Source organism: Nocardioides sp. NPDC057772 (genome assembly GCF_042798075.1).
Lineage (GTDB): Bacteria > Actinomycetota > Actinomycetes > Propionibacteriales > Nocardioidaceae > Nocardioides.
Map to the genome: position 1 here is coordinate 10,869 of NZ_JBHVKN010000075.1, position 11,360 is coordinate 22,228.

Below are 11,360 nucleotides of genomic sequence, written 5' to 3' on the forward strand. Positions count from 1 at the left end.
GGGCCCCTGGTTTAGGCCCCCCCCCGCGGGGCCCCGCCCCATGGTGTTAGTTTTTGGGGGCGGTTTTCCCCCCCCGCCGGCGGGGGTTTTTTTTTTTGTTGGGGGGGGGGTTGGGGGGGGGCTTCGCCTTCACCAGCTCGAGCGCCTTGGCGCTGGCCTTCTCCTTCGACCACTTCGGGGTCGTACTCAGGTCGAGGTCGGGGGCGGCGAAACCGTTGACCGAGGTCAGGTCGCCGGCCTTGTCGACGTGGGCCTTGAGGACGCCGCCGAAGACCGGCACGCCCTGGTAGGTCTGCTCGAACTCGACCGTCCAGCCGGCCGGGGTGGTGCTGACCTTCGACTGGTCGAGCTGGTTGGCTTCGGCGCCGAAGACCGAGGCGTACTCGTCGAGGTATTCACGCGCCTTCGCGGCCGCTTCGGACTTGGAGTCGGCGGCGACGCGGGGCAGCAGATCGCCCTTGGTGGACACGAAGCCGATCAGGCCGGTGGCGCCCTCCTTCTTGAGCGTGACGGTCTGGTCGGCCGCGGCCTTCAGCTGGTCGATGCCGCTGGGATCCGGTTTCGCGGCGACCGCGGCGACCGGTGTGATCACCAGACCGGCGGCGACGAGCGCAAGGCTGATTCCCTGCTTTCCGAGCTGCACGGGTTTGCTCCTCTCGGGGATGCGCCGCGTCAGGTCGCGGCGATTTCGCATCGTAGAGAGATTTGCGCCGAAGAGGGGTGCAAACGCGAATCACGAGTCCTAAACGATTCCTCCACGGGTCATTCTCAATAGGAGGGCCTCAGGGGCGATCTAAGGTAGTTGCCCGATGTGCGGGCCTACCTCAGGCGCAGATTCTCGAGGGGTGCCCTTGGAGATCATCCCGCCTTTGTACGCCGCCGGCCTGCCGTGCCATGGAGACGACTCTGCGTTGTGGTTCTCAGAGTCCCCCGCCGCCCTCGAGGTGGCCAAAGACCGCTGCCTCGACTGTCCGGTGATGCGCGAGTGCCTCTCGGGTGCTCTCGCGCGCTCGGAACCGTGGGGCGTCTGGGGCGGCGAGATCGTCGAGCGTGGCCGCGTGGTCAGTCACAAGCGCGGCCGTGGCCGCCCCCGCCGCCAGGCTGCCTAGACCACCTAGGCGTGCGCTGACTCCAGCCCCAGGCTCTCGGCGAGCTTCGCGACCTGGGCGGGGGCGGCGTACGCCTCGATCTCGGTGATCTGCCCGTCGACCACGGTGAACGACATGACGCTGTAGAGCTTGCCGTGGAAGGTGACGATGACGCCGGCGGAGCCGTTGACGAGGGCGGCGTGGGTGACGCGGTCGGCGTGGGCGTACATGACGGCGTTGCCGGCGACCTTCGCGGCGCCGCGGTAGGTGGTGATGCCGGCGCCCATGTCGGCGCGCAGGACGACGTCGGGATGAAGGGCGCCGATCAGCCGGTTCAGGTCGCCGTCCTGGGCGGCGGCGAAGAAGGCGTCGACGACCTCGCGCTGCGCGGCGACATCCCGGTCCTGGCCCCAGGATCCAGCACTGCGTCCTCGGACCCGGCGCCGCGCGCGGCTGGCGAGCTGGCGGGTCGAGTCCGAGGAGCGGTCGAGCATCGTCGCGATCTCGTCGAACGGCACCGCGAAGAGATCGTGGAGCACGAAGGCGAGCCGCTCGTCCGGGGAGAGCTGGTCGAGCACCACCAGGAGGGCGAGGCTCACCGAGTCGGCGAGCATCGCGCGGTCGGCCGGGTCCTGGGTGGTGCCGTCGTCGAGGACGACCGTCGGGTCGGGCAGCCGGTCCTCGGGCGGTCCGGCGTCCAGGGACAGCTCACCGCGGGTCTTGCGCGAGCGCAGCATGTTGAGGCAGACCCGTGCCACCACGGTCGTCAGCCAGCCACCGATGTTGTCGATCTCGTCGGCGTCGGTCCGGCTCAGCCGGAGCCAGGCGTCCTGGACGGCGTCCTCGGCCTCGGAGGTCGACCCGAGCATCCGGTAGGCCACCCCGAACAGGTGCCGGCGCTCCGCCTCGAAACGTTCGGCCAGCCACTCCTGCTGCATCGTCCACTCCTGGTTCTCGAGGCCTCCGGGGTCTTCTCGCCCCTCAGACCCGACACGTGAAGCAGACCAGATGTGACCGATCCGGGGAAAGAATTTTTTCTTTCTCGGACCCGTCACATCCGTCCGTCCCGACGGGTCGGGGATGGCATGAGCAACCGAATGAAGAACCCCGCTGAAGTCATCCCGCAGGCCTACAAGGGCATCGGCAACCTCCTCGCCGCTGTCGCGGACGGTGGCCTGCCCGAGTCCACGACCGAGCTGATCGCGATGCGGGTCAGCTCGCTCAACGGCTGCGCGGCCTGCCTCCAGGGCCACGCGCTCCGTGTCGACGAGGTCGGTATCCCGATCGAGAAGATCGTCGGTCTCGCCGCCTACCGCGAGTCGCCCTTCTTCAACGAGGCCGAGAAGGCGGCCCTCGCCCTCGCCGACGCGGTGACCCGTCTGGCCGACGCCGAGGACGCCGTGCCGGACGAGCTCTGGCGCGAGGTCACCAAGCACTACGACGAGCGCCAGACCGCCGCTCTGGTTCTCTGCATCGCCACCCACAACCTCTTCAACCGGGTCAACGTGACGGTGCGTGAGGACGCCGAGAACCCCTTCTGGATGCGGTGAGCTGTCGCTGACGCGCGGGATCAGGCCAGGGCGGTCGAGACGACCGATCTGGCCTCCTCCTGCACCTCGGCCAGGTGGTCGGGTCCGCGGAAGGACTCGGCGTAGATCTTGTAGACGTCTTCCGTCCCCGAGGGGCGGGCGGCGAACCAGGCAGACTCGGTGGTCACCTTGAGTCCACCGATGGCCGCGCCGTTGCCGGGCGCCTCGGTGAGCTTGGCGGTGATCTTCTCACCGGCCAGGGACGTCGCCGTGACCGCGTCGGGGGAGAGGGCCGCGAGCTTCGCCTTCTCCTCCCGCGAGGCGGGGGCGTCGATCCGGGCGTACGCCGGCTCCCCATGTGCGGCGATCAGCTCGGCGTAGCGCTCCGACGGCGACTTCCCGGTGCGAGCCAGGATCTCGGAGGCGAGCAGCGCCAGGATGATGCCGTCCTTGTCGGTGGTCCACACGGTGCCGTCGAAGCGGAGGAACGAGGCGCCGGCCGACTCCTCTCCGCCGAAGCCGAACGAGCCGTCGATCAGCCCGGGCACGAACCACTTAAACCCGACCGGCACCTCGACCAGAGGCTTGTCGATCGCCCCGGCGACGCGGTCGATCATCGAGGACGAGACCAGCGTCTTGCCGATCCGCGCGGTCGCCGGCCAGTCCGGACGTGCGCCGCCGAAGAGGTGGTCGATGGCGACCGCGAGGAAGTGGTTGGGGTTCATCAGCCCGGCGTCCCGGGTGACGATGCCGTGCCGGTCGGCGTCGGCGTCGTTGCCGGTGGCGGTGTCGAACTCCGGGGTGTCCTCCAGGAAGCGGACCAGCTCGGCCATCGCGCTGGGGGAGGAGCAGTCCATCCGGATCTTGCCGTCCCAGTCCAGCGGCATGAACCGCCAGGTCGGGTCGACCAGCTCGTTGACCACGTTGAGGTCGATCTTGTGCCGCTCGGCGATCTCGCCCCAGTAGGCGACCGACGCCCCGCCCAGCGGGTCCGCCGCGATCCGCACCCCGGCGTCGCGGATGGCGGCCAGGTCGACCACGTTGGGCAGGTCGTCGACGTAGGAGCCCAGGAAGTCATACGTCTCGGCCTTCCGCCTCGCGGCCGCGAACGGCACGCGCTTGACGCCGGCGAGGCCGGCCCGGATCAGCTCGTTGGCACGGGCGGCGATGACCTTGGTGGCGTCGGAGTCCGCAGGGCCGCCGTGGGGAGGGTTGTACTTGAAGCCGCCGTCGGAGGGCGGGTTGTGCGACGGCGTCACCACGATCCCGTCGGCGAGGCCGGAGCCCGACAGACGGCCCGCGTTGGCGCGGAGGATCGCGTGCGAGACCGCCGGCGTGGGCGTGTAGCCGTCGCGGTCGTCCACCAGGACGCGTACGTCGTTGGCGACCAGCACCTCCAGCGCGCTCGCCCACGCGGGTTCGGAGAGGCCGTGGGTGTCGCGCCCGATGAACAGCGGGCCGTCGATGCCCTGCGAGGCTCGGTAGTCGACGATCGCCTGGGTCGTGGCCAGGATGTGCGTCTCGTTGAAGGCCGACCTGAGCGAGGAGCCGCGATGCCCCGAGGTGCCGAAGACGACCTGCTGGGCCGGATCGTCCGGGTCGGGCTGCAGGTTGTAGTAGGAGGCGACCAGGTGAGGTACGTCGACCAGGTCGGCGGGCGTAGCGAGCGTTCCAGCGCGTGGGTCAGCCATGTGTCCCATCATGCCTACTGCCCCGTAGTGTTCTCCCCATGCCCCTCGTCACCACCGAAATCAACGACGGCATCGCCCAGGTGCGTCTCAACCGCCCTGACAAGCTCAACGCCCTGACCCTCGACCTGCTCCAGGAGCTGGTCGACACCGCCAAGGCGCTCGGCAAGAACCACGACCTGCGCGCGGTGGTCATCGCCGGTGAGGGCGACGCGTTCACCGCGGGTCTCGACTTCGCCTCGGTCCTGCGCGACCCGAAGAAGATCGTCGGTGCGTTCATCCCGGTGCCCTTCCGCGGCACCAACCTCTTCCAGGAATCGGTCTGGGCCTGGCGCCGGCTGCCGGTCCCGGTGATCGCGGCCGTCCACGGCCACTGCCTCGGTGGCGGCGTACAGATCGCCCTCGGCGCCGACTTCCGCATCGCCGAGCCCGACTCGCAGTGGTCGGTCCTCGAGGGCAAGTGGGGCATCATCCCCGACATGACCGGCATCCGGTCGCTGTCGGAGGTGGTCGGCATCGACACCGCCAAGAAGCTCACCATGACCGCCGAGCAGTTCTCCGGCGAGCGGGCCTACGAGCTGGGCCTGGTCACCGAGCTCTCCGCCGACCCGGTCGCCACCGCGACCGCCTTCGCCCGCCGCCTCTCCGAGCGGTCCCCGGACCAGCTCGCCGCCGCCAAGCGCCTCTTCAACGACACCTGGTACGCCCCCATCAAGCGCACCTTCTCCCGCGAGCGCATCGAGCAGCTCCGCCTCCTCTTCGGCGAGAACACCAAGATCGCCCGCGAGGCCGCCTTCAAGCGCGAGAAGCCGACCTACAAGCCCCGCCGCTGACCCCGCTCAGCCGAAGCGTCGCCCGCGTCGGCCGAGGCGTCAGCTAGGTCGGCCGAGGCGTCACTCGCGCCGGTCGAAGCGTCATCCGCTGCCTTCTCGGCCGACGTACGTGACGTCTCGGCCTGCGCGGCTGACGCCTCGGCCTGCGCGGCTGACGCCTCGGCCTGCTTGCGACGGCGCTTGATCTCGCCCTGAGCGAGGACGAAGGCGAGGACGACGGGCCAGATGTACTTCAGGTGGTCGGCGATCCACGTGACCCACTCTGGGACGTGTACGTCGGGCAGGTCCGGCCAGGGGATCGACGGCCACGGGATGCTGGGGAGGTCGGGGAGCGGCAGGTCGGGGAGGTCGGGCAGGTCGGGCAGGTTCGGCAGCGGGAGGTCGATGTCGGGCAGCGAGATCCGGGCGAGGATCCACGCGACGACCATCGCGGCGACGATGCCGCCGACCACGCCGGCGGCGCCGCCGAGGGTCTCGATGAGCGCATAGCGCCTGGGGTGCTCGATCACCCGACGTTCGTACGCAGCAGCCCGTGACCCCGGTTCGGGAGTGAGGTCCGCGCCGCCGATGCCGGCCATCCCGGCCAGGTCCTCGCCGGGGGCGAAATAGGTCGCGCGGCGGGGCGTGCCGAGCCCGGAGTGGATCACGAGCATGCTCCCGTGGTCCTCGGTCTCGAGCCGGGCCCGGTCGTCGGCGGTCTTCTTGGTGAGGACCTGCTCGCCGTCGACGGTCCACACGAACCTACGGACGATCTCGCCGGTCACCTCGAGGTGGTGGGTGTGCCCGGAGATCGTCCGCGACCAGGTCTGGACCTTCTTGCTCACCCTGGTGAATCTAGGATCCGGGGCACCACGACGGCATCGGCCCGAGGTAGCGACCGAGGTCAGACTTTGGTCAGGGGTAGGCGATGCCCGTGGTCTGCTCGGAGAGCTCCCACAGCGCCCGCGCCGCCTCCGGGTCACGCGCGAGCCGGGACGCGGTGACCGGCTTCGGCACACCGCGGGCCTCGAAGGCGTCGCTCGGCCCGACGTACGTCCCTGGCTCCAGCCCCGGATAGGTCGCGGCCATCAGGGCAGGCCAGGCGCCGGCCTCGGGGGTCTGTGCCATGGCGTGGACGGCGGCCTCGCTGATGCTGGCGATCGGTGCGATCAGCCTCCGGGACGTGCCGTTCGCCATCAGCCGCGTGGAGGCGAGCCCCGGGTGGGCGGCGTACGCGGCGATCGGCAGCCCCGCCTTCTCCAGGCGCCGCTGCAGCTCGAAGGTGAAGAGCAGGTTGGCGAGCTTCGACTGCGAGTAGACGGTCCAGGGTGAGTACCGCCCGACCTGCACGGTCGGGAAGCCCAACGGCGCCTTGCGGGCCATCTTGTGCATCATGCTCGACACGGTGACGATCCGGGCGTCACCGCTCTCGGCCAGCGGCTCGAGCAGGAGCCCGGTCAGCAGGAACGGCCCGAAGTGGTTGGTTGCCATCTGCAGGTCGAGGTCGTCCACGGTCCGGGACTGCGGTGTCGCCATCACGCCGGCGTTGTTGACCAGCAGGTGGAGGGGTCCACCTCCGTCGAAGGTCGCCGCGGCGATCGCCTCGGCCCCGGCCCGCACCGCCTGGAGCGAGGAGAGGTCGAGAGCGACCCGGTCGAGCTTTGCCCCCGGAATCTCGTCGGCCAGAGCCGCCGCGGCCGCGTCGAGCTTCTCCCAAGACCGCCCTGCCAGGATCACCCGTGCGCCTGCGGCCGCCAGGCCGCGCGCGGTGAAATAGCCGATGCCGCCCAGCGTCGGTCCGGTCACCACAGCGTTCTTGCCGGTCAGGTCGGGAATGTCGGAGGTCGTCCACGGCATGCGGCCACACTAGGCGGCGACTCCACACAATGGACGCATTTGAGGGTCGGCCCCGCCCTGTCAGCCCAGCCCACCGAAGGCGAGTCCGCCGGCGATGGCGAGCATCGTGCAGCCGATGAGGCTGTCGAGCACCTGCCACGCGCGCCTGCTGGCGAGCAGCGGGGCGAGGAGCCGGGCGCCATAGCCGAGCCCGGCGAACCAGATGATGCTGGCCAGGCAGCCGCCGATGGCGAACCCCCATCGCGCCGACCCGTACGTCGCCGCGATCGACCCGTGGAGCACAAGTGTGTCGATGTAAACATGCGGGTTGAGCCAGGTGAAGGCTGCGGCCTTGGCGATCACGCGGGGGAGTGCCTCGCGGGGTGCGTCGGCGGCATCGAGGCCCGAGGGCCGCAACGCCCGCCGGAACGAGCCGATGCCGTACCAGCCGAGGAAGGCCACCCCGAACCAGCGCAGCACCTCCATCACCCAGCCCGCACGCGAGACGATGGCGCCCATCCCGCCGACCCCGGCGCAGATCAGGATGAGGTCGGAGACCGCGCACACGCTCACCACGACGAGGACGTGCGAGCGCAGGATGCCCTGCCGCAGGACGTACGCGTTCTGCGATCCGATGGCGACGATGAGGCTGAGCCCGGTGAGGAGCCCGGCGAGGCTGGCATTGATCACGTCAGCGACGCTAAGCCTCCCGCGATCTACAGGCCAACGAAAGAATCTTACCGAAGATAAGCCACACTTAAGACATGCCGACCCTCGATCCGACCCAGCTCGAGACCCTCGTCGTGATCGCCGAGGAAGGCACCTTCGACGCCGCCGCGCGCCGCCTCCACATCACCCCGAGCGCGGTCAGCCAGCGGATCCGGGCGCTCGAGCGCGCGGCCGGTCAGGTGCTGGTGCGGCGTACGACTCCCTGCACGCCCACCGAGGCCGGTGAGCCCCTGATCCGCCAGGGCAGACAGCTGCGCCTGCTGCTCGCCGAGGCCGCCGCGACCCTGAAGACGGGGGACACCGACGACACCGTCGTCGACCTCTCGGTCGTGGTCAACGCGGACACCCTCGCGACCTGGTTCCGCCCCGTGCTCGACGAGGTCGCGACCTGGGACCGGACCGCACTGCGGATCACCGTGGAGGACCAGGGCTACTCGGCCGACGCGCTGCGCCGCGGCGAGGTCCTCGCCGCCGTCACCAGCGAGCCGAAGCCGGTCCAGGGCTGCACGGTCGAGCCGCTGGGAAGGCTGCGCTACACGCCCGGCGCGACCCCGGCGCTCGTCGAGCGATACCGCAAGGGTCGAGGCATCGACTGGAGCGCGATGCCGATGATCGTCTACAACGAGAAGGACCACCTCCAAGACGAGGTGCTCGCGGCGCACCGCGCGACCCGGCCGCCGGTCGTCCACCGGGTCCCGAGCAGCCACGACTTCCACGAGGCGATCCGGCGCGGCCTCGGCTGGGGGATGCTGCTGGATGCACAGGCGGAGGCCGACCTCGCGTCCAGGACCACGATCCCGCTCCCCGGCGCGAAGCCGATCGACATCCAGCTCTTCTGGCAGCGCTGGCGCCTCGACTCCATCGCTCTCGACGACCTGAGCGAGGCCGTACGCCGCGCCGCCCGCTCCGGGCTACGACCGACGCGCCCCCTCTGAACGGGTCAGGCCCGGCCGCCGGGGTAACCGGTGCCGAAGTGCTGGCTCTGCGGGGCGTGGCCCGGCATGGGCTGCCCGGCCGGCGGGTAGTGGCCCTGCGGAGGCGGGCCCGGAGGGTAGGGCCCCGGGGGCCCACCGGCGTAGGGGCCGGGGTCGAACTGACGGTGCTCGACGGCGGTGGTGTGCTGGGACCGGTTCACCGACAGCAGGACGCCGATCACGATCGCGAGGCCGCCGGTGACGACGAAGATCCAGCCCAGCGGCTCGCTGGCGATCGCGTTGGCGACCTCGTCGGGCAGATCCACGGCGCGGGTGAGCAGGACGAGTCCGAGGACCAGCAGGATGATCCCTAGGCCGATGGTCATGACAGAACTCCAGAGGTTGGGGGCTGGCGCGCCACGCTACCCAGCGGGTTCAGGTCCCCATACCGTCCCCCGCATCACGCCCCCGGTCGTTCAGGCCGTACGCCGCGCCCCGGCCACTCCGCGAGCAGCGACCCCGAGCAGCACCAGCAGGAGCGCGCCGAAGGCGAGCATCGCCGGGTCGGTGGCGACGTACTGCACCAGGATCCCGAGCAGCACCACGGGCACCGTGATGCCCAGGTAGGCCATCAGGAAGAGGCCGGCGAGCGCCTCGCCGCGGCCGCTCGCCGGCGCCACCGAGATCACGGTCGCGACGGCCGCCTTGAACGACATCCCCGACCCGGCCCCGGTGACGACGGCCCCGACGACCAGTGCCCAGAACGTGCCGGACAGCAGGGCCCCGACCACGAGGAGCAGGCCGACCGTCAGGGCGACCAGCCCGGTGACGTACAGCCTTCGGCGCGGCCAGCGGCCGGCGACCACCTGGAAGAGCGCTGCGGCCCCGAAGATCGAGAACCCGACCGCTCCGGCGACGAGATGGGAGTGCATGTCCAGCTCCTCGGCGAGGAACGACGGCACCAGCGAGGTGAAGAAACCGAACATCGCGAACGCGACGAAGCTCGCCATGCCCGCGGCGAAGTAGGCACCGCGCGCGTCGGCCGGCACCCGCACCCGTTGCGGCCGGTAGGTCCAGTCGGGCTGGTCGGTGTCGACCGTCTCCGGCGCCGCGACCACCGCGAGCAGACCGATCACCATGAGGAACGCGAACACCGCGTACGGCGTGTAGAGCGGCCGCGGCGCCCACTCGGCCAGGGCCCCGGCGACCAGCGGGCCCAACCCCAGTCCGCCGATGTTGGCCGCCGTCGCCACCACCTCGGCCCGGGTCGCCGGCGCGTCCGGCCGGCTCCGTCGGTGCAGCTCGGCGAGATGGGCCGTCGCGGTCGCGGTGAGCATCCCGACACCGAGCCCGGACAGCAACCGCGCCAGCAGCAGCCAGCCCAGCTCGTGGGTCGAGAGGAAGATCAGCGCCGAGAGCACGTTGAGCAGCACGGCCGGAGCCACCACCCGCCGCCGCCCGAACCGGTCCGAGAGGTGGCCGGCGAGGAAGAGCGAGACCGCCACACCCGCGCCGTACGTCGCGAACACCACCGTGATCACGAACGAGCCCCACCCCTGCTCGTCGACGTAGAAGACGTAGAGCGGTGCCGGCGCGGCGGCGAAGGCCATCGTCACCGCGAACAGGAACGCCACCGACCAGAACCCGCGGACGTGGTGGTGCCGCACGCTACGGGGCGCGGCCTGGATTGTCGTCATGCCTCCATGCTGACCGAACCACAGGATCATCTCCAACGAATCTCGTCGAAGGTACACATCATGATCTGCGATAGTGAGCCACATGCAGCCCCACCAGCTGGAGTACTTCGTCGCCGTCGCCGAGACCGGCAGCTTCACCGCGGGCGCGGACCGGGTCGGTGTTGTGCAGTCCGCCGTCTCCGCGGCCATCAAGCAGCTCGAGCGCGGGCTGGGGGCACCACTGATCGAGCGCGGCTACCACCGCCTTGCGCTCACCGCCGAGGGCGAGGCGCTGCTCCCACGGGCTCGCGACGTGCTCGCCGGCATCGAGGCCGCCCGGGAGGCGGTCGCCGGCGCCCGCGGCCAGGTGGTCGGCACCGTCCTGTTCGGCACGCTCTCCTACACCGGGCGCTGGGACATCGCCGAGGTTCTGCAGGGCTTCGCGGCCCGCCACCCCGGCATCACCGTGCGGCTGCGGCAGACCATCGCGGGCAGCGCCACCAGCGAGGCGGACGTCCGCTCAGGAGCCCTTGACCTCGCCCTGGTCTCCACGGCCGCGGACTCCCTGCCCGGATTGACCCTCACCCGCATCCACGGCGACGAGCTGGTCTTCATCTGCGCGCCCGGCCACCGCCTGGCGCGGGCAGCTGCCGTGTCCGCCGCCGACCTGGCCGGGGAGATCTGGGTCGACTTCCCGACAGGATGGGGCAACCGTACGGTCGTGGACACCGCCTTCGCCGCTGCCGGCGTATCGCGGACCGTCCGCACCGAGGTCACGAACTTCGAGCTCGCGCGCAACCTAGTGTGCCGAGGTCTGGGCGTCGCGGTCGTGCCGCGGGCGTTGATCGAAGGTGACCCCGGCGTCATCGCCGTCCCGATCGGCTTGGAGTGGTCCTTCCAGCTCGCCGTCGCGAGCAACCGCCGGATCTCTGCGGCCGCAGCAGCCGCTGCTGCGGGTCCATCGCCAGCGCCTCGCGCGGCGAGATGTTGAAGAGCACGGGGTCGAAGCGGTCGGCGTCCCGGACGAAGCCGCCTTCGAGGACGGAGGACCTGCCCGAGCCGTCCGGGTCCGGGCCGTAGAGGTTCTC

General features: G+C 70.6%; 13 protein-coding genes and 1 pseudogene. 5 read left to right on the plus strand and 9 right to left on the minus strand.

The window, feature by feature from the left end:
* Positions 1–46: 46 nt before the first annotated feature.
* A complete protein-coding gene (locus ACFVJS_RS14335) occupies positions 47–643 on the minus strand; it encodes a hypothetical protein (RefSeq protein WP_378881179.1) in 597 nt (198 codons plus the stop codon).
* A gap of 202 nt (positions 644–845) precedes the next feature.
* Between ACFVJS_RS14335 and ACFVJS_RS14340 the strand changes: the two genes are divergently transcribed.
* Positions 846–1,109 (plus strand): WhiB family transcriptional regulator, encoded by a 264-nt coding sequence (locus ACFVJS_RS14340; protein WP_378881181.1) that lies wholly within the window; start codon positions 846–848, stop codon positions 1,107–1,109.
* Positions 1,110–1,114: 5 nt separating this feature from the next.
* On the opposite strand, the gene ACFVJS_RS14345 is transcribed toward ACFVJS_RS14340, so the two are convergent.
* Positions 1,115–2,026 carry a sigma-70 family RNA polymerase sigma factor gene (locus tag ACFVJS_RS14345; protein WP_378881184.1) on the minus strand — a complete coding sequence of 304 codons (912 nt, stop codon included), beginning with the start codon at positions 2,024–2,026 and terminating at the stop codon, positions 1,115–1,117.
* A 147-nt stretch (positions 2,027–2,173) separates the two neighbouring features.
* Between ACFVJS_RS14345 and ACFVJS_RS14350 the strand changes: the two genes are divergently transcribed.
* Entirely contained in the window at positions 2,174–2,638 is a 465-nt protein-coding gene (locus tag ACFVJS_RS14350) for a carboxymuconolactone decarboxylase family protein (protein ID WP_241248794.1), read from the plus strand.
* A gap of 20 nt (positions 2,639–2,658) precedes the next feature.
* Here ACFVJS_RS14350 and pgm read toward each other — a convergent pair whose 3' ends face one another.
* Positions 2,659–4,308 (minus strand): phosphoglucomutase (alpha-D-glucose-1,6-bisphosphate-dependent), encoded by a 1,650-nt coding sequence (pgm, locus tag ACFVJS_RS14355; protein ID WP_378881187.1) that lies wholly within the window; start codon positions 4,306–4,308, stop codon positions 2,659–2,661.
* Between the two features lie 38 nt (positions 4,309–4,346).
* On the opposite strand from pgm, the gene ACFVJS_RS14360 reads away from it, so the two are divergent.
* The gene (locus ACFVJS_RS14360) at positions 4,347–5,138 is read left to right on the plus strand and encodes a crotonase/enoyl-CoA hydratase family protein (RefSeq protein ID WP_378881190.1); all 792 of its coding nucleotides are present in this window, start codon (positions 4,347–4,349) and stop codon (positions 5,136–5,138) included.
* Here ACFVJS_RS14360 and ACFVJS_RS14365 read toward each other — a convergent pair.
* The 3 genes from ACFVJS_RS14365 to ACFVJS_RS14375 all read right to left on the minus strand — a co-directional run bounded on the left by ACFVJS_RS14365 (position 5,120) and on the right by ACFVJS_RS14375 (position 7,643).
* Positions 5,120–5,962: a hypothetical protein gene (locus ACFVJS_RS14365; protein WP_378881193.1), complete on the minus strand. Its 843-nt coding sequence runs from the start codon at positions 5,960–5,962 to the stop codon at positions 5,120–5,122. The two genes, ACFVJS_RS14360 and ACFVJS_RS14365, sit on opposite strands and share 19 nt — an antisense overlap.
* Positions 5,963–6,032: 70 nt before the next feature.
* Positions 6,033–6,974 carry an oxidoreductase gene (locus tag ACFVJS_RS14370; protein WP_378881195.1) on the minus strand — a complete coding sequence of 314 codons (942 nt, stop codon included), beginning with the start codon at positions 6,972–6,974 and terminating at the stop codon, positions 6,033–6,035.
* A gap of 60 nt (positions 6,975–7,034) precedes the next feature.
* Positions 7,035–7,643, minus strand: coding sequence for a LysE/ArgO family amino acid transporter (locus tag ACFVJS_RS14375; protein ID WP_378881197.1), 609 nt, complete (start codon positions 7,641–7,643; stop codon positions 7,035–7,037).
* Positions 7,644–7,717: 74 nt separating this feature from the next.
* Between ACFVJS_RS14375 and ACFVJS_RS14380 the strand changes: the two genes are divergently transcribed.
* Entirely contained in the window at positions 7,718–8,617 is a 900-nt protein-coding gene (locus ACFVJS_RS14380) for a LysR family transcriptional regulator ArgP (RefSeq protein ID WP_378881200.1), read from the plus strand.
* 5 nt (positions 8,618–8,622) lie between these two features.
* On the opposite strand, the gene ACFVJS_RS14385 is transcribed toward ACFVJS_RS14380, so the two are convergent.
* Together ACFVJS_RS14385 and ACFVJS_RS14390 are read right to left on the minus strand one after the other, a co-directional pair.
* Positions 8,623–8,982, minus strand: coding sequence for a hypothetical protein (locus ACFVJS_RS14385; RefSeq protein WP_378881203.1), 360 nt, complete (start codon positions 8,980–8,982; stop codon positions 8,623–8,625).
* A gap of 90 nt (positions 8,983–9,072) precedes the next feature.
* Complete coding sequence (locus ACFVJS_RS14390; protein WP_378881205.1) at positions 9,073–10,293, minus strand: MFS transporter; 1,221 nt, start codon at positions 10,291–10,293, stop codon at positions 9,073–9,075.
* Positions 10,294–10,375: 82 nt separating this feature from the next.
* Here ACFVJS_RS14390 and ACFVJS_RS14395 point away from each other — a divergent pair, with 82 nt between their 5' ends.
* Positions 10,376–11,263: a LysR family transcriptional regulator gene (locus ACFVJS_RS14395; protein WP_378881208.1), complete on the plus strand. Its 888-nt coding sequence runs from the start codon at positions 10,376–10,378 to the stop codon at positions 11,261–11,263.
* A 7-nt stretch (positions 11,264–11,270) separates the two neighbouring features.
* Here ACFVJS_RS14395 and ACFVJS_RS14400 read toward each other — a convergent pair.
* Positions 11,271–11,360, minus strand: a pseudogene (locus ACFVJS_RS14400) (hypothetical protein); the annotation flags it as partial.

Bases quoted from the DNA above. Each gene is read 5' to 3' on its own strand.
- ACFVJS_RS14390 (WP_378881205.1), bottom strand. From the start codon at position 10,293: ATGACGACAATCCAGGCCGCGCCCCGTAGCGTGCGGCACCACCACGTC.
- ACFVJS_RS14350 (WP_241248794.1), top strand. From the start codon at position 2,174: ATGAGCAACCGAATGAAGAACCCCGCTGAAGTCATCCCGCAGGCCTAC.
- pgm (WP_378881187.1), bottom strand. From the start codon at position 4,308: ATGGCTGACCCACGCGCTGGAACGCTCGCTACGCCCGCCGACCTGGTC.
- ACFVJS_RS14370 (WP_378881195.1), bottom strand. From the start codon at position 6,974: ATGCCGTGGACGACCTCCGACATTCCCGACCTGACCGGCAAGAACGCT.
- ACFVJS_RS14385 (WP_378881203.1), bottom strand. From the start codon at position 8,982: ATGACCATCGGCCTAGGGATCATCCTGCTGGTCCTCGGACTCGTCCTG.
- ACFVJS_RS14380 (WP_378881200.1), top strand. From the start codon at position 7,718: ATGCCGACCCTCGATCCGACCCAGCTCGAGACCCTCGTCGTGATCGCC.
- ACFVJS_RS14360 (WP_378881190.1), top strand. From the start codon at position 4,347: ATGCCCCTCGTCACCACCGAAATCAACGACGGCATCGCCCAGGTGCGT.
- ACFVJS_RS14345 (WP_378881184.1), bottom strand. From the start codon at position 2,026: ATGCAGCAGGAGTGGCTGGCCGAACGTTTCGAGGCGGAGCGCCGGCAC.
- ACFVJS_RS14395 (WP_378881208.1), top strand. From the start codon at position 10,376: ATGCAGCCCCACCAGCTGGAGTACTTCGTCGCCGTCGCCGAGACCGGC.